The organism is Pseudobacteroides cellulosolvens ATCC 35603 = DSM 2933, assembly GCF_001262605.1.
In the GTDB taxonomy this organism is placed as follows: domain Bacteria; phylum Bacillota; class Clostridia; order Acetivibrionales; family DSM-2933; genus Pseudobacteroides; species Pseudobacteroides cellulosolvens.
On the sequence record NZ_LGTC01000001.1, the window covers coordinates 980,834 to 1,002,190 of the forward strand.

Genomic DNA, 21,357 nt, shown 5'->3' on the forward strand with positions numbered 1-21,357 from the left:
AACTTTGAAGAAAAGGTGAGTAAATATATGGAAGACCGAACCAATTACGAAAATAAAAATAATTTTGAATTTTTTCATCGGCTAGACGAGTGTTGCAAAAAAAAACAAGACCCTATATCATTTTTAAAACAAGACGAACAAATCAACTCAAGGCGAGATATTGCACAGAAGTTTACTAAATCAGCATTTATTGAGAAAGTAAAGGATATTGTCCCTGCACAATCTGATGAAGACAAAAAGGCTTATGCTTTAAGCCTTCATAGAGAGCTTTTTCGCTTAGAACCCACCTCCATGATTATAAACATGATCAAAGACCCTAAGGTACCTATGCTAAACGATGCAATAGGTGCCAATGTAGCGGCAGTTTTATCAAAACAACCCGATTTCAATATAAAAACTACATCTATATATGAGGTTATCAAAAATAAAGAGGCCTTGAAGGAAATAGCTCCTGAAAACCATGAATCAGTTATAAATCAGCTTAAAACTCTGCAGCGTATCACGGCGGTCAGCCCGGACACTGATGCATTGCAGGTGCTGTACAACGCCAATTTGCATTCAGCCATGCAAATTTCATCAATACCCAAAACTCAATTTGTCTCTGCTATGAGTAAGAGCGGTTTGGATGTTGAAACCATCACTAAGATTCATAGCAATGCACAGAAGCTGCGTGTTCGTAATGAACAGACAATAATGGCCTTAAGGGATGCATATAAGGGAACAGGCGTAGCCATGATCGATAAGAGCTTAAAAAATAACAACACAGATTTCTCCATCATGGAAGAAGTAGAATCAAAGCATGGCCTTTCCTGGGATTTGCTTTTTGGTGATGCAGATTTCTGCCAGTGCGACGAATGCAATTCTGTATATAGTGCGGCAGCATACTTTGTAGAACTTCTGCAATACCTACGAAACAACAATCTTGATCCTGATCCTAATAACCCTATTCCCATTAAATCCAATCCCAAAGACATAAAGAACACACCTTTGGAAAAACTCTTTAAAAGAAGGCCTGATTTGGGCTGCCTGGAACTAACATGCGAAAACACAAACACATTGCTGCCTTATATCGATTTGGTAAATGAGGTCATGGAAAATCATGTGGCTTTTAAGCATCTCAAATCATTTAACGTTGAGGATGAAACCAGTAGTGAACTTTTAGCTGAACCTCAGCATACAGAATACCAGGCATACTGCATTCTGAAAAAACAGGTTTATCCATTCACATTACCTTATCACCAGCCCATTGACGCTCAGAGAATTTACTTAAAGCATTTGGATACCAGCCGCTATGAACTATTAAAAACCTTTAGAAAAAATAATTCATCCAGTGATGCTGAGCTCACCCGTTTAAAGGACGAAGCACTTACAAGAGCCTCTGATGCGGAATTTTTAGGATTAACAATGGAGGAATATGTGATTCTTACCAAAGAGTGCTTTGAAAGCAAAGGCTTAATGGATAAGCTTAAAGACAAGATCCACACCGATGATGAGTATCAGCAATTGATTGGCGTAAAACCTGTCTGCAAGTATTATGGATATGATGATGACAGCACCATGCTTGGTGAAAAAGGACTTACACTTATTAAAAAAGAGTTTTTACGTCGTACAGGTATAGAGTACGTAAATCTGGTGGACCTTTTAAAAACCGAGTATATCAACCCATGCATGCCCAAAGGTAAGTCAAAAACAATTATGGAAAGCCTGCACTTTAGCTATAGGTTTTTACAGAACTACGCAAGGATTCATGGCATTGATAAAATGGCTGAAGACCTGGTTACGGCTGAAAAACTGGCTGAAATTGCACCTTTACTCAAAGAGCGGGTTGATTTACTTAACCAAAAAGAATCTCTAAGCTGTCCCAGTTCAAACCGGAATGAAATTGAGATATGTGATAAAGACATCGTTCACTGGGTAAAATGCAACTTTGAAAAAGTTGGCAGGATAATAGTTGTTGAGAGTGGAAAGGCTTGTATAAACGGCAAGATTTTTTATGTAAACCGTGAATATGCTGTTGTTGAGGATTGCAGGATTTTTATTATATATGATGATGGAAAAAAAGAAATAGGAAGAATCGATAAAGAAACCGGGGAAGTATTTCTGAATGATTCAGATGGCCCAATAGATGAAAGTTCTTTGAAGGATTTTTCGTTTATTAGTGATAAAGGTGAAAAAAGTTCATTTTTTCTAAAAGTGGTAAGGTGTATCTCTCCATTTCACAGCAAAAGGAGAGCTGCAATCTTGATACAGCATTACTGCAGCATTTGGATGGTTCGCCTGTGACATTGGAAGAGTATGACAGAATTCACCGTTTCATCCGCTTATGGCGAAAGCTTGGCTGGACCATTGATGAAACCGATCGGGCTATTGCCGGACTTGGAAACCTCCTAAAAGAGGAAAGTACCCTGCCAGAAAGTATATGCATCAGTTGTGTTGAAGATGATTGTGATAGTGCGGATTGCGATGATTGTGATGGAGAAAATTGCACCACTAAGGCTCTCGATATCAACCCTAATCTCATTCACCAGCTTGCAGCAGTAAAGGAGCTTTTGGATAAGACAGGTCTTGAACTCATAAAGCTTCTGTCTTTTTGGAATAATATAAGTACATTTGGGGAAAAGTCACTTTATCATACGCTATTTTTAACCCACAATGTACTTAAAATGGACAAAATATTTAGGCCTGACGACAAAGGAAATGTTCTTACTACTGATACCAAATTACTTGAACATGTGACCGCAGTAATGGCTGCCCTAAACCTGACTTCCGATGATATACAATCGATAATGAATACTGCCGGTTTGGAAGATAAGCTTACATTAAGTAACTTGTCCATGCTTTATCGTTATCGCCTGTTATCAAAAGTGCTTGGTATAAGGGTCTCCGACTTTGCAATTATTTTACCTTTGTTCGGAAATATCTTTCAGAATGCCCATGTTACCTTGGAATTTATGAGTCGTTGGGATAAAATGGAGGAGGCAGGATTTACTCACCAGCAACTAAATTATATTATCAGGGATGTGGATGATGAAAAGAGACCGTTTTCTCCCACAAAGAAGGACATTTTGAAGCTATCCAAAACATTATATGACGGCTTAAATGCAATTGATGACGAGCATAAGGACTTGAAGGCCGACATCACAATCACTGATCCTGCATTGCAAAAAATAAACATACAGCATAAAGCTACAGGTGAATTGGTACGTACAAAAGCAAGCTTGCTTTATGAAACCGGCACTGTAGAAAAAATTATCGGTATACTGGAAGGCACAAACGTATTTACCACCAACGGACCCCAAAATTTGGACTTTACTTTGCCTGATACCAGTACACTTAAAAATAAGCTAAAATATGACAAAGCTCAAGGAATAGTTCAGATTACTGGTATTTTGACCGAGTCGGAATCCATACAGTATAAAGCCATAAACAGCAGCACTGACTGGCTTAAGTCACTTACACGTATTGAAAAGCAGCAGGACAAATTATTTAAAGAACTTTTGTCAGGAGTATTTGAAAACGAAAAAACAAAAACAGAAGTTGAAAAAACACAGCTGGAAGAGATTTTAAAATTGGGAGACATAATTATTACTTTGGATAAAATCCCAGAAGGGGAGGAAGACATAAATACTGCCCCCAAAAAGCGAGCAGCCTTTCTTGAAATATTTTTACCTTATTTACGCAAGGAGCTATCCTATCGTTTTGTGATAGACAACTTATCCAATTATGTGGGTCTCGATGCAAAAACCATCGATGTTTTGGTTTCGGAAGTTTTAAAACTAGGTTCTCCAGCTGCACCAATTTACAACATTTTTGAAAGCATAAAGGAAAGCACTAAGCCGGTTGAAAATAATTGGAGCGGGTATCTTATACCTTCTGCTGATACGATCTATACATTTGTTGTTAAAAAAAGCGACACTAAGCCTAGTGTAAGTGTAGATGGAGAAACTATTGATTTTACAGCCCAGGATGATCCGACTAATGAATGGTGGAGCATATCTATACCATTGCTTGGTGGAAAACTATATAAACTCACTACAACAGATGTAGAGTTTAAAAATATTTTCTGGAAAACGCCTGCTTCATTAATTTCACCGATACCTTCATCAGCCTTGATACCTGATTTTGCTTCCACGCTATGCGAACCTGCCTTAATTTCCTTGAAAAAGGCTGCAATGCTTGTATCAACCTTTGATTTAAGTGCTGATGAAGTAAAGTTTTTAGTCCTTCACAAAACCGAATTTGACAATCTGGATTTTAATGCACTAACACCTATGCAATTGTTGCGTTTAGGAGCTTATGTCACGCTAAGAAACTCATTGCCTCAAGGTAAAATTAATATCCTGGACTTTTTGAACTGGGTATATAAAGCTTCAGATGAGACTATGCTTATCCAGAAGATTACCGATCTAACCACTTGGAAAATAGAACATATTGAGAAACTGATAGCTCCAAATCATTATAATATCACTAAATTAGAAGATTACCACAACGAAAAAAAACTTCTTAAACTACAGGAGGCCTTAAGCGTTGCCGACAAAATCGGCATAGACATTGACTTGCTTTTCGATTGGGCAGTGCCTGGTTCAAAGTTTAGTACCTGCCGCAAAATAGCGGACAGCATCAAAAACGCCATTCGGGCTAAGTACAACCAAACTGATTGGGAGCAAGTAATTAAGCCTCTTCACGATCAGCTTAGAAATAATCAGAAGAATGCTTTAATCGATTACCTGCTGCAGCAAAAGGAACTTATAGACTGGAACGTAACCGATTCTAACGGACTATTTGAATATTTTCTGATAGATGTTGAAATGGATGCCTGTATGGAAACTTCCCGTATAAAGCAAGCCATATCATCTGTTCAGCTATTTATTCAACGCTGCTTTTTAGGACTGGAGGAGGAGCCAAGCGGCATAAAACCCGATATCCTAGATAGACTGCGTTGGGATTGGATGCAGCGTTACAGAGTTTGGGAAGCCAACCGCAAAGTATTTCTGTATCCTGAAAACTGGATTGAAAGCAATCTCCGGGATGATAAAAGTCCGTTTTTCAAGGAACTTGAAAGTGAACTGCTTCAAAAGGACATAAATAAACAAAATGTTACTGATGCTCTTAAGTCCTATCTTTATAAAGTTGATGAAGTAGCCAATATGGAAGTGGTTGGTTTATATATCCATGGGACAAAGGGTGAGAGTGGGTGGAGTAAAGACTCAAAGCTTCATGTTTTCTCTCGCACACGCAATGCACCCTATGTCTTTTATTACCGTTACCTGGCTCTGGATGAGATGAACTGGTATCCCTGGGAGAAGATGCAGGTTGATATACCGGGCTATGATGTGGAAGATGCTGGTACACATGAAGTAAAGGATAATGGATGTTACCTTACGCCGGTAGTTTGGAACGAACGCTTATTGGTATTCTTTCCACAGATAATGAAGAAAACCAAACCTAATCCTGCATCGAGCACCGGAAGCTTTAATTCCCTTGGAAATGATAGCACTGGAATCAGCAAATCAAAGCCCATAGATTACTATGAAATCAAAATGGCTTGGAGTGAGCATAGAAATGGTAAATGGACCCAGAAGCAATTAAGTAAAAGTGCGGTTTTCTCGTATTCGGCAAACCTGCAATATTTTAAGTTTGTCCCAATAGTATATGAAAACAAGGTATTGATAGACTTTGATGATAACCTCGATAGTGATGGAAGATTCAAAGAAGCCTTCGAGTTTAATGGAACTGCTTTAAATGTTGTTGGAGCAGTACATTTGAACTCAATTCCTATTGACTATTTCAGCGAAGATAATGGGAATCTTTATTCATGGCAAATAGATTCTTCCAGTTTGGAGAGAGAAAACACAGATATTTATTTTTATGAATACAATAAAAGAGAGCAAATTAAAGGCATTGATACAGTTCAAACTGAATTTAATCATCCCGATACCGGAAATCTGTTGGGTAAAATAAATCTTGGTCAATTGGAGCTTTTCTTCAAAGAAAATTTGTCTATGCCGAAAACTATTTCGGTCCATTCGATCATGATGACAATTCCGCTACCCCTATGATTTTTCATGAACTTAAACAGCCTTACTCACTTTATAACTGGGAGCTGTTTTTCCATACACCGGTACTACTGGCGGATACACTGAGCAAAGCCCAGCAATTTGAAGATGCCATGAAGTGGTTTCACTTTGTGTTTAACCCCATTGCAGATGGAAATGAGGACAATAGATTTTGGCAATTTACTCCCTTTAAAAATATAAACAGCAAAAGGATTCTGGACAGCATATTTAACAATCTAAAGCCAAATGCGGCGGATAAGACCATCAACGAATGGCGAAACAAACCTTTTATGCCGCATGTGATAGCACGAAGTAGGCCTGTTGCTTATATGAAATGGGTTGTTATGAAGTATATTGATAACCTTCTTTCATGGGGTGACTATCTTTTCCGTCAAGACACCATTGAAACCATCAACCAGGCAACTCAAATCTATGTTTTGGCTGGACATATATTAGGCCCAAGGCCGATGATGATACCAAAACGAGGTGAAATCAAACCCCAGACTTATCTTGGTTTACTGGATAAATGGGATGCCTTTGGAAACGCCATGGTTGAGTTGGAATTGGAGGCACCATTTAGCAATCAAACGGATTTGCCTTATGGAACAGCGAATAATGAGATTGCTTTTGCCAATATCTTCGGTTTGGCCTCGACTCCATATTTCTGCATTCCAAATAACCCTAAACTTATGGGTTACTGGGATACCCTGGCAGACAGGTTATACAAGATACGTAATTGTCAAAACATTGAAGGAATCTTTAGAAAACTTCCATTATTTGAACTGCCTATTGATCCAGCTTTGCTGGTTAGAGCCGCAGCACAGGGCTTAAGCATAGCCGCTGTATTAAATGAGCTTAATACCCCAATGCCTAATTATCGCTTTTACTATTTACTGCAGAAGGCTCTTGAATTATGTAACGAATTAAAATCATTGGGTGGAGCCATGCTTTCAGCTATTGAGAAAAAAGATAATGAGGCCATCTCCCTTATTCGTGCAAAGCATGAGGGAGTTATGCAGAACCTTTTGATGGAAATCAAGAAGAAACAAGTTGAGGAAGCAGAAAAAAATATTGATAGTCTTATGCAAAACCGAAAGACAATGGAAGATCGTATGAGATATTATCTTAAGCTCAGCGGCCTCGATAACAAATGGTGCCTAAGGTTTCAGATGATTTTAACGGTATACCCAATGATATTGTAAACGTAGAAGGTGAAAGCGGACTAAAATTAATAAGATTTGAAAAAGAAGATCTGGAAAAGTCAAGTGAGGCTGCAGATTGGCAAATAGCTATAGGAGTTACTGAAACAATTGCAAGCGTATTCAATATAATTCCTGCCCTGGGAGGTTACGTGACACCAATCGGAGTAGGAGCAACCGTTACATGGGGAGGATCCAATTTGGGGTCAGCTGCTTCCGCTGTTGCCAGGGAATGCAAACTCATTCCAATAACCTATCCTTTCAATCTTCTCAAGCCGGCAAAAAAGGTGTATTTACCCATGCCTTGCAAGAACGAGTTTTTCAGGCTAATGCTGCCGGTTTCGAAATAAAACAGATAGATAAGCAGATTACCTCACAGCAAATACGAATGGAAATTGCCAACCAGGAAATAACAAACCAACAAAAGATGATTGACAATGCAAATGAAGTTGAAGAATTTATAAAAAACAAGTACACCAACGAAGAGTTATACACATGGATGAGGGGAAGCTTAAAAACCTTATATCATCAGGTTTACAGCCTTGCTTATGAACTTGCAAAAAAAGCTGAGAAAACATATTGCTTTGAAAGAGGAATAAGCAGCAGTAATTTTATTCATTCGGGTTATTTTGATGCAGGAAGAGATGGATTATTGGCTGGGGAGAAACTCTATGTAGGACTAAAGCAGTTAGAATCAGCTTATCAAAATGAACAGGGATATGAATACGAGATAGTAAAGCAGATATCTCTCCATCAACTTAATCCTTTGGCAATAATAAAGTTAAGAGAAATTGGCAAGTGTGAATTTGTAATACCGGAGGTATTATTTGAGATGGATTATCCAGGTCATTACAAACGCCGCATAAAATCGGTGTCTGTTTCAATACCATGTATTGCAGGCCCTTATACAGGCGTAAATGCCACGCTCAGTCTATTGGAAAATAAATTCAGAAATACTGCTATAGGCGGTAAAACATATGAAGAAAATACTGAAGAAACTGATGAGAGGTTCAGCTCTTATAATATACCCATAAATGTAATAGCGGCAAGTACCTCTCTTAATGACAGCGGTATGTTTGAACTTAACTTCAAGGACGAGCGATATTTGCCCTTTGAAGGAGCTGGTGTAATAAGTAAGTGGCGTCTGGAATTACCTACATTCAGACAATTTGACTATCATACCATTACAGATGTGATAATTCAATTAAGATACACAGCATGTGAAGGCGGTGAACGGCTAAAATCCGCTGCAACCAAGTCGTTATTAAAGAGGCTTGAAAGTATACAACATGAACTAAATGAAAAAGGGCTTCACCAAGCTTTTAGTATAAAGCATGACATGCCCAATGAGTGGCACTTACTTAATAAGATTGGTGCTGTTGATTTAAAGATTGACAAATCAAGGCTGCCTTATATGGCTCAAATCATAGATGCTGATATAGAAAATGTAATGTTTATTGCAAAGGTTTTGGATAATCCTGTATCATTTTCAGTCAAGGTTGACGGTAGTACTACAGCTCTCGACAGGATAGATGAATGGAAGCTTTGCAAGGGAAGCAGCTCAGATATAAAACTGGGTAAGGTATTTACATTATCAGTTGATCCTGCTGAACTTGATAAGCTTGAGGAATTGGTGATGGTAGTGAAGTATAGTATTAAATAGTTTCTACCAAAACGCACCTTGCTGCTATAGAAAACACATCGGATATCGGTGTGTTTTCTTATTTTTAACTTTTGGCAAGATTGAGGTTTCTTGAATAAACATTTTTTCTAAAAAATAAGAGATACTAAAAGCTGTATTTATTACAACAATTATTAAATAAGGTTTATGTGATGATCTTGTATCTGCACAATACTCTTGACGATCTGATGCCTAATCTATGGCAAGTGGGAGGAGTAGTAGTCAATTCCAAGGTCTATTCAGCGTTTGCCCAAGGCGATATATTTTGGATAGGGATTTCATCCGGTTGGACAGATATTGCACTACACGAACTTGGTCATGCCGCTTTTAAGCTTGGCGATGAATACGAATCTTGGATGGGCTGTAAAAGTTCAGAAACAAGTCAAAATTATGCTCCAACCGATGAGCCAGATTGGTGGTCAAATGTCACAACAAAGACTGACAAAAGAATACTTAAATGGCGACACTTGTTAACCCCTGGCGTTGAAGTTCCTACCATGATTAATAAAAACTGCAATGAATGTGATCCTAGACCCTGAAGTTATTTGAAGGTTACATAAAATATCTCTCAGTGCATTCCATCCATTGGGTTTATTAATAATCTCAGTTGTAACATCAAAACGAAGTCCGTCAAAGTGTAACTCAGAGAGGTAATACCTGCAGGTATCCTCAACATATCTTATGACTTCATTTCTTTCCCAATTTGGATCAGGTCCCCATGGGGTTTGATAGCCGCTTAAATAGATTCCGCCTTTTCCATAAAAATCATCACCATTGTAGGCCCAAATAAATTTAACAACACCTGTTCTATCTGTAAAATGGTTGAACACCACATCAACTATAACAGTAAGCTCCTTTTTATGGGCAGCATTGACAAACTCTTTCAATTCATCGTAGGATTTTCCTACATCTGAGCCATATGACGATTCAACGGGAAAAAACGAAGCTGGGGCATAACCTAAGTAACTGTCCCCAGCATATTCATGTATCGGTAAAATTTCTATGGCATTAAAGCCAAGGCTTTTAATATAGTCTAATTTGGTAAGCAAGCTTTTAAAGTTGCCGGGATATTTTTGTCCATCATTTTTTCCTATGAAAGTAGGAACATGTAGTTCATATATTACCATCTGGGCGTTCCAAGTCTACAGGATTCCATTCCGGGCCTTTTATAAAAAACTTATACATCTGGTATTGCAGCATTTTACGACATCAATATTTTTACATTACGGATAAATTTTAGTAATAGTTTGCTTTCTGTTTAATGTCAGGAGTGACCAATGTAGCGATTTAAAATCCCACTGACCGTTTGCAACGTGAGGCCTGTTAGCTTCAGATCATTTTTAATTGGAGCCTAAAAAACCTGTAACAATCCAGTAATAAAACATGTCTTTACAAGTCGAATACTGATAGTATAAAATGAATCTATGAATTAAATAAAGAATTTTGCCTTAAATGAAGCAAGGGGGAACATACAAATGACAGGTTGGACAAAAAATGCACTGAAGATAAGACTGCTGTTTTTGGCAATAGGTTTTGTTTTAGGTATTGGATTGCTTTTACTTATAAACAGTTTAACAGCACCAAAGGAAAATATTGTAGCTGTTGTTGACGGAAAAAACATAATGGAGTCGGAAATTAATGATTTGTTAGTTAAAAAATCAGGTATTTATACCCTGGAAAGATATATTGACAATATGGTAATTGAAAATGCCGCAAAAAGTTATGGTATTTCTGTAACAACTGATGAGGTTGATAGAGAGTTAAAAAGAAAAATTTCAATGGAGTATAATTCTGAAAGTGCATACTTAGAAAGCCTTTCTCTTTTAAAAAAGACTATTGAAGAGGCAAAGGAAGATTTAAGGCTTTCCATGCTTTTTGATAAGATTGCTTCAAAAGATGTAAAAGTAAGCAGTGATGAAATTAATAAATACTATAAAGCCAATAAGGATAAATTCACTGTGCCTGAAAAAAGAAGATTCAGCGAGATAGTGCTTAAAACTGAATCAGATGCAACTATGGTAAGGGAGCAATTATTAAACGGTGCAGACTTCAAAAGTCTTGCTATGGAGAAGTCAGTTGGTGCAGGCAAGGAAAAAGGCGGTGACAAGGGATTTATAATAAAGGGTACATTAAATTCCATACAACCTGATGTTGAAAAGGTGGTTTTTCAGTCAAATCAAGGTGATATAAGCCGGTAATAAAAGCATCCGATGGATTTCATATTTTAATGGTAAATGAGGTCGTTCCAAAGTACGAACCTGATTTTGAGACAATAAAAGATGCCGTTACTTTAAAAACAAAGCTTGAAAAATGCAAACCTTTTTCAGAAATATTAAGCGACTTGAGAAAAGCAGGAAAGATTGAAATTAAAGATCAAAGGTTTAATAAAAAGTGATTTTAGGTTTAAAATGTATAACTAAAATGGTGCCTTTAGTAATGATAGGCACCATAATCTTTGTAATTGGAATTTGAGTTTCTAAAGGATTTATAACCCTTATGTTTTAGATAGTCATCCAGATCCGATTCACTTATTGGTTCGCTGAAATGGAAACCTTGAGCAAAATCACAATTGAACTTTCTAACGCTAAACAGCTGGTCTCTCGTCTCGACACCCTCTGCAATTACATCAAGACCAAGCTTGTGGGCTAAAATTATAATAGATTCAAGCATTGTTTCCTTAAAAATTCCCTTGGAAACATCACTAACAAATGTTCTGTCAATTTTTAATGAGTCAATGGGCAGGTTATTTAAATATGAAAGAGAAGAGTAGCCGGTACCGAAATCATCTAGGGAAATTTTAATTCCCATTTTCTTTATTTTCTCAAGATTTATACGTGCCTGATCATATGACTCTATAAAAACACTTTCTGTAATTTCAAACTCCAACATTTCAGGCAATATACTGTACTGGGAGATTATTGACTCTATCAAATCGATAAAATTATGCTGCATAAGCTGAATTGGAGATATATTAACTGAAATAATAAAATCGTCAAAATAATTGTTCCATAGATATTCTAATTTCTTGCAAGCCGACCTTATTACCCATTCGCCGATTTCGTTAATGAATCCGCTATTTTCAGCAACCCTTATAAATTCAACAGGCTCAACGTTTCCACCCAATTCGTCATTATCCCACCTCAATAAAACCTCAAAACCTCTCATCTTGTTTGTAATTGTATGAAATTGAGGCTGATATGACAGTGAAAACTCATTGCGATCGATTGCCTTTCTTAAATATCTCTCAACGTTGAGATTCCTTTCAACAATTTCTTTCATTTTTGAATCGAATATTTGCCATTTGTTTTTTCCATTTTCCTTGGCAAAGTACATAGCCATATCTGCACATTTTAATAGTTCCTCGACAGTCTGGGCATCCTTGGGATATGCAGATATTCCTATACTTGCACCTATAAAAAGTTGATTGTCTTCAAATACAAACGGTTCTTCCAAAGCTTTAAGTATTCTGTTAGAAAAATCCGCCATTTCCCATATATCAACCATACAGGAATTTATTACAACAAATTCATCTCCGCCAATCCTCGCAATAATATAAGAATCATTATTTATAGCAATTAACCTTTTGGATACTTCGCTTAGAAGCATGTCACCATAACTATGCCCGTAAGTGTCGTTTATTGTTTTAAAATTGTCAAGATCAAAGTAAATTATTCCCACACTTTTATTTCCATTGTTTTTATCTAGTAAGACCTCCAAATGATTCAACAAAAAGCTTCTATTTTTAAGGCCGGTTAATGTATCGTTATAGGCAATCCACTTAAGCTTTTCTTCTCGTGATTGAAGTTTTTCTATCATCAAATTGAACTTCTCTTCTAGGTTACTGAATTCAGAAAAACTGTCAATTTTTATTTTTTCGCTGGAGTTTCCACTGGCAATTGCTTGAGTCTGTATGTCAAACTTTTCGAATAACCTTGACATACTGTTCGCTCTTAATAAAGATACTATAAAAAACAGCACAATAGAAACTATGGCACTGATTATAAATATCATGTTTGCCTTGCTTTTAGCTTCAAAAGCAGAATCATATGATTGATAAACAAGAACATACCATCCTGTTACAGGAATTAATGATGTACTTACAATTTTCTTTTCATTATTGCTATATACTATATCAATTGGGTTCTTTGATGATACTAAAGTTTTAATCTTTTGAAAGTTAGGATCGATTTCTCGCTTAAACAGCTGTTTAAGGCTGCTATTTGATACATATGTTCCATTTTCATCGAGTACGACTACATCAATATCCTTTCCATAGGCTTCGATTATATTATATGATGTATTGCTGAAGTTTTTTAGGTTAAGATAAGCGGTAATTAAATATTTATATCCTGAAACAGCTGTGTTTACTGTCAATTGCCCGGTTTTTTTGCTAATATAGGGAAGGGACCAATAAGTTTTCATGGCCTTTACTTCTTTAAAATATTCTTCTTTTGACACATCTTTTCCAATTAAACTTCTATCACGTGGATATGTACTTATCACCTTTCCATCTATGCTTATAAGTTCAACATTATCAAACAGATCATATTGCTTTAAAAGTAGTGAAATCTGTGCATTAAAGTCATAATTTTCATCGTGCTCAGCTTCAGCTATAACATGCTTTAAAATATTTGACGGTGCAATGAGTAACTGATTCAACTGATTTGATATGGTTGAAGCAATTATATGATTTTTCTTGGTTATCTCATTTTCCAGATATCCGTTTATTATGTTATTGATTATAAATCCGGTTAAGCACACAGGCAATAGTATTGTAAATATATTAGTAACAACAATATAAATACGAAGACTTTTCTTGGCAAACTTTGCAAGCATAGTTGGTTTCCTTTGTGATTTTTTATTGGATTTCAAATAATTAATAATTATAATAACAATATATAAAAATTAATAATTAACTTAGAGTAGAAAATTCTATATATTAAATATAATAATACATTAGTAGCAAAAAGTCGATATTAATGAATATTATTCCATTTTATATTATTCTACAGAAATTTAAAAATTCCTTTACAATAAAATAAATAATACCAGTAATTTTAATATTATACAATAGTGTCTTATAGATACCAAACTTTAAAGTTATAGATAAGATCGATATATAATAATACTTTTAATTTAACTGCTGATATTATAGAATGATTATATAAAACTTATGTGTTATATAGAGAATGGAAAGCAATAATCTTTAATGCTTTTCAAATGAATTAGGAGGATATAAGTGTATGAAGCAGATCAAAATGAAAGCAAAAAGACTATTTTCATTACTCCTTGTTTTAGTGATGACATCTGGAGTTATTCCTATTCATCAATCTGCAGCCTTAGTTTCGGCTGCAGGGAGCTACAATTATGGAGAGGCTTTACAAAAGGCAATCATGTTCTATGAATTCCAACTGGCTGGAAAGCAGCCTGATTGGATAAGAAACAACTGGAGGGGAGACGCTGTTTTAAACGACGGCAAAGATGTTGGTGCGGATTTAAGTAAAGGCTGGTTTGATGCAGGTGATCATGTCAAGTTCAACCTGCCAATGTCTTATTCGGTTGCAATGCTGGCTTGGTCAATATACGAATATAAGGATGCATTCAAAAAAAGCGGTCAGCTGGATTATTTGCTAAGGGAAATGAAATGGGCAACAGACTATTTCATTAACTGCCATCCCGAGCCCAATGTTTACTACTTTGAGGTGGGGCATGGAGGAGGCATGTATGATCACAAGTATTGGGGAGCTGCCGAGACTGTTGAGCAGGCTATGAAAGACCTCAAGCTTGAAAGAGTTACATACAAGGCAGATCTAAACAAAACAGCAACAACTTGCGTTGCTTCAACTTCAGCAGCTATGGCTGCAGCATCAATAGTATTTAAAGAAAGTGATCCCCAATATGCAGCTACACTTCTAGAGCATGCAAAGGAACTATTAGATTTTGCAGATCAGACAAAGAGCACTGATCAAACAAAATCAGAATCTGCGTATGCTCCTGTGGCCAATGATTTTTATAAATCATGGAGCGGCTGTTATGATCAGCTTTCATGGGCAGCGACCTGGTTATACTTGGCTACGGGTGATCAGAGTTACATAGAAAAGGCCGAGTCATATGTACCTAACTGGGAAAAAACCCAGGACGGGACAATAGCATATAAATGGGGACATAACTGGGATAACGTTCTTTTCGGAACCCAGATCCTGCTTGCAAGAATAACAAATAAAGCTATTTATAAAGAGTCCACAGAAAGAAACCTTGATTGGTGGACTGTAGGTTATAAGGGAGAAAGAATACAATATACCCCAAAGGTCTGGCATGGCTTGATACATGGGGGTGTCTAAGGTACGCTACAACTACAGCCTTCCTTGCAGAGGTATATTCAGACTGGGCTGAGTGTTCTTCCGAAAAAGCCGGCATATACAGAGAATTTGCTAAAGCACAGGTTGATTATTGTCTTGGAAGCTCCGGAAGAAGCTATGTAATAGGCTATGGCACAGGTTATCCGGAACACCCGCACCACAGAACAGCACAGGGTTCATGGTCCGATGACAAGACTGTTCCCGGATATACACGTCACACAATTGTAGGTGCCCTTATTGGAGGACCTGACAAGACAGATAAGTTTACAGATGACGCGGGCAAATATGAGTTTACAGAGGTTGCTTGCGATTATAACGCAGGATTTGTCGGTGTTCTGGCAAAGATGTACCAGAAGTATGGTGGAGATCCGATACCCAATTTTAATGCCATAGAAGAAGTAAGGGAAGATGAGTATTTTGTTGAAGCTTCTGTAAGTTCAGGATCGAATTTTGCAGCAGTCAAGTCAACTTTGAGAAATCGCAGTGCATGGCCTGCAAAGGTATTGTATGATGCTTCCTTCAGGTATTTTGTGGACCTTACTGAGCTTGTTGAAAAGGGCATAAAACCTGAAGATATTAAAGTAACATTAGGCTATAGTGAGGGTGCGCAGATATCAGGATTATTGCCATGGGATTCATCCAAAAATATTTATTATGCCAACATAACATTTGTACCGGGTTCGGCAGTATATCCAGGAGGTCAGTCGGCACACAGGAGAGAGGTACAGTTTAGGATTGAAGCCCCAATCGGCACTACTGGATGGGATAATACAAACGATTTTTCGTTCAATGGAATTTCATCTTCCGGTACAACACTTTCAAAAGCACCTAATATTCCTGTCTATAACGAAGGTAAGCTTTTGGCAGGTAATGAGCCTAAAGGGAACTCAACAGCTACACCTACTCCAAAAGTTACGATTCCACCAGTATCCGGGTATATTGATGCAGATTTTTCCTATTTAGCTGCAAACTCATCTAAAATAAAGTCCGGATTTAAAGTTGAGATAAAAGGAAGTGATTTATCTGCTATAACCGATGAAAATGGATATTTTAAAATAAATAATATACCATTGGAAGTTTATAATAAAGGAACTTACGAACTTGTCATAAGTAAAAAGAATTATTTAACTAGAACGTATAGACTACCAATAGTTGATTTGCCTCTTGGTTCTGATAATGATCTAGAAAGAATATTTGATGCAATAGCACCAGAGAATCCCATAAAAATTTGGGTAGGTGATATGGAAAAGAATGGGATACAGGACGGAGCTATAAATATGTCTGATATTATAGAAATTGCAAAGGTTTTCAATTCGATATCAGGGGATAGTAAATATGATGGGGATAGTGATTTTACAAAGGATGGTTCAATCAATATGGCTGATGTCATAGTTGTAGCAAAGCACTTTAATGCAACTAATTCAAGCTACCCTCAGTAATTTTTCATTCATGCCTTAGTACAAATTGCAAACTATAGAAAATTACCATAATATAATTATGGTAATTTTCTTTTCGAAGTGAGTGAGCGTTTATGGCACTAAAAGTTGTTTTTGACTACATACCATTAGGCCACCCAAACAGGCCTGGAAAAAAACTTATATCACAGGATGCTAGAATATGGCATGGAACTGCAAACACTTCGCCTACTGCTACTGATGAGATGCATAGAAAATATGCCGGAAGGCCCTATGTCAAGAAATGGAATCCTCAAAAGAATAGATATTCATTCTATGAAATAGATGGAGTGACTCCTTTTGTATATGGTGCAACCCACAATTACATTGATAAGGATTCAGTTACAATTATTATACCCCATGATGAATATGCACCTGGGGCAGGAGACAAGGGACTTGATATTAATAATGGATACAACGGACAGACAAAGTTAGCGAAAGAAGTGTTCAACCACCAGCAAAACTATAGAACCATCCAGACTGAACTTTGTATGAATGATATGAAATCCTGGGATAAGGTATTAGCAAATGCAGTTGAATTTACAAAGCTATATATGCCCCAAATAAAGACGGATTACAGGCATTTTGATCTTACTGGGAAGCCTTGCCCTATGCCCTTGGTTAACACAAGTATTAAAGAAGTTGACCCAAGATGGCTTGATTTCGTGAAAAGGATTAATGATGCCATAGCATCACTTAATTATCCTGTCAACACGCCCAAGATACGTATAAATGGGGAGATTGTAAATGGGAAAATGGATGTACAGCCATTTATTAAGGATGGAAGAACATTAGCCCCGGTTAGATTTATAGCTGAGACACTAGGGAAAAAAGTTGTATGGATACCCGAGGAAAATATGGTAGATATTTTTAGCATTTCTATTGCAAAATAAATAACCACCTGAATATTGACTTAGTTATACTCAGGTGGTTGTTAAGGCATGATTAAAAAAATACTTACGCTTTTGAGCGGGTGTTGACGAGTAAAGTCAACACATAAGCGAAATTTATAGCGGAAGTTATTTTTTGATTATGACAATAATTAATCTCCATTTACTATAGAGTCATAAAAATTGGTATAATCCGAGCGGTTGTTTGATAAAAAGCTTATTGCAGTCCTTGGATGCTGATTAAGTTGGCCTGTCAGCATATATGGTATATCAAATCCCCAGTTGCAGGACTTCCTTAACTCGGGAAAACTATTTTGAATACACTCAAGTATTGGTCTTAAATGAAACTTGGGATTCTTTAAAAAGCCAAGAATCAATTCCATGGGACAATTACCTGCACCACGACCAAGTCCGGCTATCGTGGCATCTACGAAACTCGTACCTCTTATGATAGCTTCAATTGTGTTTGCATATGCTAATTGCTGATTGTTATGTGCGTGTATTCCTACCTTTTTTCCGACTGCCTCAGCATAGCCGAGATATTTGGCTGTCAAGTCCTGTATATCTTCAGAGTACATTGAACCAAAGCTATCCACTACATATATAACATCAACCTCAGTTTGTGAAAGAATCTCTAATGCTTCATCCAAATCGCTTTCCTTAAGCTGGGATGCTGCCATTATGTTGATGGTTGTTTCATAACCCTTATCATGAGCATCCTTGATCATATCAACAGCTGTAGGAATCTGGTGAACATAGGTTGCAACGCGTACCATATCAATAACACTCTGGTTTCTTGGAAGAATATCTACATGATAATCTGTTCTTTCAGCATCAGCCATAACTGATATTTTCAATTCGGTATCATTATCGCCGATAATTTTTCTTATATCCTCTTCATCACAAAATTTCCATACACCTAATCCATCTCTTGCAAATATCTTTTTAGAAGCCTTATAGCCCATTTCCATATAATCGACACCTGCTTCAACACAAGCATTATAAACAGCTTTTACAAATCTGTCTTCAAAATTAAAATTGTTAACCAGGCCTCCATCTCTAATTGTACAGTCCAACACCTTGACGTCAGGACGATAAGTCATCCAAGTTCCTTTTTTTCCTTCCGTTCTAATTCTTTCCTCAATCATTTAAAAACACCCTTTCCATTTTCGTAAGTAATAATGATTTTTACATTTTTCTATCGCAAATCCCAATGATGCGTTCGTTATTTGCTCAGCCAAATGTAAAATTAATAATGATTTTTATATAGGTATAACAATTAGAGCTTTAGGAATGGCATAAACATCCCTTAAAGCATGCATAAAACAATAATGCAAATTAAAAGCTATACCAATAAAAATTTTGGTTTGTATCGTTGGAAACGGAGAATTGTAATTAAAAGAATAAGGTTTTTTCCTTTTGAATCTGCCGTCCCTACCATACTTCCATTCTACAATTTAAATAATAACAAATTTTTTACCAAATTTCAAATAAAAATTTGTATTGAATTTTTTACCAGATTTCTATATATGTTATGAAAAAAATTGCATATTCATAAAAGGTTCCATAAGAAATGGATATTGCAAAACATTTTTTTTAATATATAATCCTTAATATGACAAGATTAGGATTTGTTAAACTTTTAATCCAAATTAACGATATACATTTATAGAAGAAGGAGAATTTTTATGTTTAGAGATAAACTTGAAGCACTGGATATGATAAAAAGGAACAAGATAATTTCCATAATCAGAACCGATAATTTTGAAAAAGCACTGAAGTCAGCCGTCGCAATTATTGAGGGGGGAATAAGAGTATTGGAATTTTCATATACCATGAGCTTTGCAGGAGAACTTATAAAAGAGCTTACAGAAAGGTATAAAAACACTGATGTGCTTATAGGTGCAGGAACAGTTCTCGACCCTGAGACAGCTAAAATAGCCTTTTCACTGGGTTCCCAATTCATAATAAGTCCCTGCCTTAATATTGAAACAGCAAAAATGTGCCTTCGTTATCAAATACCCTACATACCTGGAGCAATGACGGTAAAGGAGACTGTTGAATGCATTGAGGCAGGTGCCGATATAGTAAAGATATTTCCGTCAGAACTGTTTGGGCCTTCAATTATCAGAGCAATTAAAGGTCCGCTTCCACAGGCCTCATTGATGCCTACAGGAGGTGTTAATGTTGATAACATACATACATGGTTTGAAGCCGGATCAATAGCTGTTGGAATTGGGAAGAATCTATATGCAGCAGCAGATTACGATGATTATGAATCGGTGACATCATTAGCAAAAAGTTATGTAAACAAAATTACCTGCATATAATTGAGGTTTTATAATTTGACATAATAATTTTGTTTTCTATTTGTATAATCTTGTTACCAAACTTCAATATTCAATATAAAATTAACATAATATAACTTATTATACTTAGAAAGATAAGTTTATAATAAATTTGTATACATATTTTAATCCTATGTTCAAAATTATGTCACAATTCAATAAGACAAAAAAAATCCCTTGATATAAAGGATTCAAAGGAATAACATTTTAATATAATATCATTTATTCAGCTTATTGAAATACCCCATTGACCAGCTAATTATTTGTTAATATCTAATTATTTGTTAATATTTAATTATTTATGATTGGAGGAATACCTTTTGAAAAATTTATTAAAAGGACATATTAATTCCGTAATTCGAAAGGGGATTTGCCTGGGCAGTATTATAATAGTTATCTTGTCTTTTTCAGGATGCTTTCTTATTCCTAAAGAAGAAGTAGTAATAGCCCGCCTCTCAAGGAGCCTCCAAAGGTCAAATATGATTATATTGAGGCTAAAAAAGGTACAATTGAAAGGAAAATTACATGTACGGGATACTTTGTTTCGATTAAACAAAGTGATTTAAGTTTTAAAGCAAAAGGCGGATATTTGAAAAAAGTTTATGTTAAGTCCGGTGATATTGTTAAAAAGGGTGATCTTTTGGCAGAAATAGATCCCGGTGAGATTGAGAACCAGATAAAATTACAGGAAATAAATCTTAAGAAAGCTCAAATAGTCTATAATGAAAAATTAAAATCAGAAGGAAATGCAGTACAAAACAATAAAAATGGGAAACAAATGGCAGCACTTGATCTTGAAGCAGAACGGTTGAAGCTCAATGGCTTGCGATCGGACTATGAAAAGACAAAATTATATGCACCTATCGATGGAACTGTAGATTATGTGCTTTCTCTTAACGAGGGGCAGTTTATAGATGCATATAAGACACTAATACGTATAGCCGATACAACAAATCTTCAATTACAGTATTCTGAAGACAAAATATTCAGCTTTCAATCAGGAATGAAAGTGGAAGTAACCATAGGCATAAAAACTTATGACGGTGAAGTTGTGCGTACACCTTCGGACTTACCTGCTGATGCAGATGAAGATTCTAAGAAAAGTATAAGGATAAGTGTTAAAAATATGCCACAAGACGTTAAAATTGGAGAAAAAGCATTAATTACACTTAGATTGGATAAAAAGGAAAACGCTATTGTTTTACCTAAGAATTTGATTCATAATCTTGGCTCAAGAAATTTTGTGCAGGTGTTAGCAAATGGTATTAGAGAAGAATGCGATGTTGAACTGGGGTTGGAAACCGATACTGAAGTTGAGATAGTAAAGGGACTTGCTGAGGGTGATAAGATTATAAAATAAATGGGGTGTT

General features: G+C 36.2%; 15 protein-coding genes and 1 pseudogene. 13 read left to right on the forward strand and 3 right to left on the reverse strand.

Going from position 1 to position 21,357, the window contains the following annotated elements; translation table 11 throughout:
- Nucleotides 1-27: 27 nt before the first annotated feature.
- From Bccel_RS04125 to Bccel_RS28685, 6 genes are all read left to right on the forward strand, one after another.
- On the forward strand, nt 28-2,283 hold the full coding sequence (locus Bccel_RS04125) for a Tc toxin subunit A (protein WP_050753084.1): 2,256 nt from the start codon (nt 28-30) through the stop codon (nt 2,281-2,283).
- A complete protein-coding gene (locus Bccel_RS04130) occupies nt 2,202-6,059 on the forward strand; it encodes a neuraminidase-like domain-containing protein (RefSeq protein WP_152965917.1) in 3,858 nt (1,285 codons plus the stop codon). Before Bccel_RS04125 ends, Bccel_RS04130 begins: the two co-directional genes overlap by 82 nt.
- Nucleotides 6,056-7,258 carry a hypothetical protein gene (locus tag Bccel_RS04135; RefSeq protein ID WP_050753086.1) on the forward strand — a complete coding sequence of 401 codons (1,203 nt, stop codon included), beginning with the start codon at nt 6,056-6,058 and terminating at the stop codon, nt 7,256-7,258. The genes Bccel_RS04130 and Bccel_RS04135 overlap by 4 nt, the downstream gene beginning before the upstream one ends.
- Entirely contained in the window at nt 7,207-7,605 is a 399-nt protein-coding gene (locus tag Bccel_RS04140) for a hypothetical protein (RefSeq protein ID WP_050753087.1), read from the forward strand. The genes Bccel_RS04135 and Bccel_RS04140 overlap by 52 nt, the downstream gene beginning before the upstream one ends.
- The gene (locus tag Bccel_RS04145) at nt 7,560-8,918 is read left to right on the forward strand and encodes a Tc toxin subunit A-related protein (RefSeq protein ID WP_050753088.1); all 1,359 of its coding nucleotides are present in this window, start codon (nt 7,560-7,562) and stop codon (nt 8,916-8,918) included. The genes Bccel_RS04140 and Bccel_RS04145 overlap by 46 nt, the downstream gene beginning before the upstream one ends.
- A 206-nt stretch (nt 8,919-9,124) precedes the next feature.
- Nucleotides 9,125-9,475, forward strand: coding sequence for a M64 family metallopeptidase (locus tag Bccel_RS28685; RefSeq protein ID WP_160317689.1), 351 nt, complete (start codon nt 9,125-9,127; stop codon nt 9,473-9,475).
- Here the strand turns inward: Bccel_RS28685 and Bccel_RS04150 are convergent.
- Complete coding sequence (locus Bccel_RS04150; RefSeq protein ID WP_036940884.1) at nt 9,407-10,063, reverse strand: alpha-amylase family glycosyl hydrolase; 657 nt, start codon at nt 10,061-10,063, stop codon at nt 9,407-9,409. The two genes, Bccel_RS28685 and Bccel_RS04150, sit on opposite strands and share 69 nt — an antisense overlap.
- A gap of 348 nt (nt 10,064-10,411) precedes the next feature.
- On the opposite strand from Bccel_RS04150, the gene Bccel_RS04155 reads away from it, so the two are divergent.
- Both Bccel_RS04155 and Bccel_RS30075 read left to right on the forward strand, forming a co-directional pair.
- Entirely contained in the window at nt 10,412-11,134 is a 723-nt protein-coding gene (locus Bccel_RS04155; RefSeq protein ID WP_050753089.1) for a peptidyl-prolyl cis-trans isomerase, read from the forward strand.
- 29 nt (nt 11,135-11,163) lie between these two features.
- On the forward strand, nt 11,164-11,331 hold the full coding sequence (locus tag Bccel_RS30075; RefSeq protein WP_160317690.1) for a hypothetical protein: 168 nt from the start codon (nt 11,164-11,166) through the stop codon (nt 11,329-11,331).
- A 35-nt stretch (nt 11,332-11,366) separates the two neighbouring features.
- Here the strand turns inward: Bccel_RS30075 and Bccel_RS04160 are convergent, their stop codons facing one another.
- On the reverse strand, nt 11,367-13,772 hold the full coding sequence (locus Bccel_RS04160) for a bifunctional diguanylate cyclase/phosphodiesterase (RefSeq protein ID WP_050753090.1): 2,406 nt from the start codon (nt 13,770-13,772) through the stop codon (nt 11,367-11,369).
- Between the two features lie 557 nt (nt 13,773-14,329).
- Between Bccel_RS04160 and Bccel_RS31250 the strand changes: the two are divergent.
- From Bccel_RS31250 to Bccel_RS31260, 3 genes and pseudogenes are all read left to right on the forward strand, one after another.
- Nucleotides 14,330-15,573, forward strand: a pseudogene (locus Bccel_RS31250) (glycoside hydrolase family 9 protein); the annotation flags it as partial.
- Between the two features lie 66 nt (nt 15,574-15,639).
- Nucleotides 15,640-16,734, forward strand: a complete 1,095-nt coding sequence (locus Bccel_RS31255) for a cellulose binding domain-containing protein (RefSeq protein WP_152965920.1) — start codon at nt 15,640-15,642, stop codon at nt 16,732-16,734.
- Nucleotides 16,735-16,826: 92 nt separating this feature from the next.
- On the forward strand, nt 16,827-17,642 hold the full coding sequence (locus Bccel_RS31260) for a stalk domain-containing protein (protein WP_050753091.1): 816 nt from the start codon (nt 16,827-16,829) through the stop codon (nt 17,640-17,642).
- 149 nt (nt 17,643-17,791) lie between these two features.
- On the opposite strand, the gene Bccel_RS04175 is transcribed toward Bccel_RS31260, so the two are convergent.
- The gene (locus Bccel_RS04175; protein WP_036940876.1) at nt 17,792-18,787 is read right to left on the reverse strand and encodes an aldolase catalytic domain-containing protein; all 996 of its coding nucleotides are present in this window, start codon (nt 18,785-18,787) and stop codon (nt 17,792-17,794) included.
- 540 nt (nt 18,788-19,327) lie between these two features.
- Here Bccel_RS04175 and Bccel_RS04180 point away from each other — a divergent pair.
- The gene (locus Bccel_RS04180) at nt 19,328-19,969 is read left to right on the forward strand and encodes a bifunctional 2-keto-4-hydroxyglutarate aldolase/2-keto-3-deoxy-6-phosphogluconate aldolase (RefSeq protein ID WP_081926888.1); all 642 of its coding nucleotides are present in this window, start codon (nt 19,328-19,330) and stop codon (nt 19,967-19,969) included.
- Between the two features lie 505 nt (nt 19,970-20,474).
- A complete protein-coding gene (locus Bccel_RS04190; RefSeq protein ID WP_082225121.1) occupies nt 20,475-21,347 on the forward strand; it encodes an efflux RND transporter periplasmic adaptor subunit in 873 nt (290 codons plus the stop codon).
- The last annotated feature ends 10 nt before the right edge of the window (nt 21,348-21,357 follow it).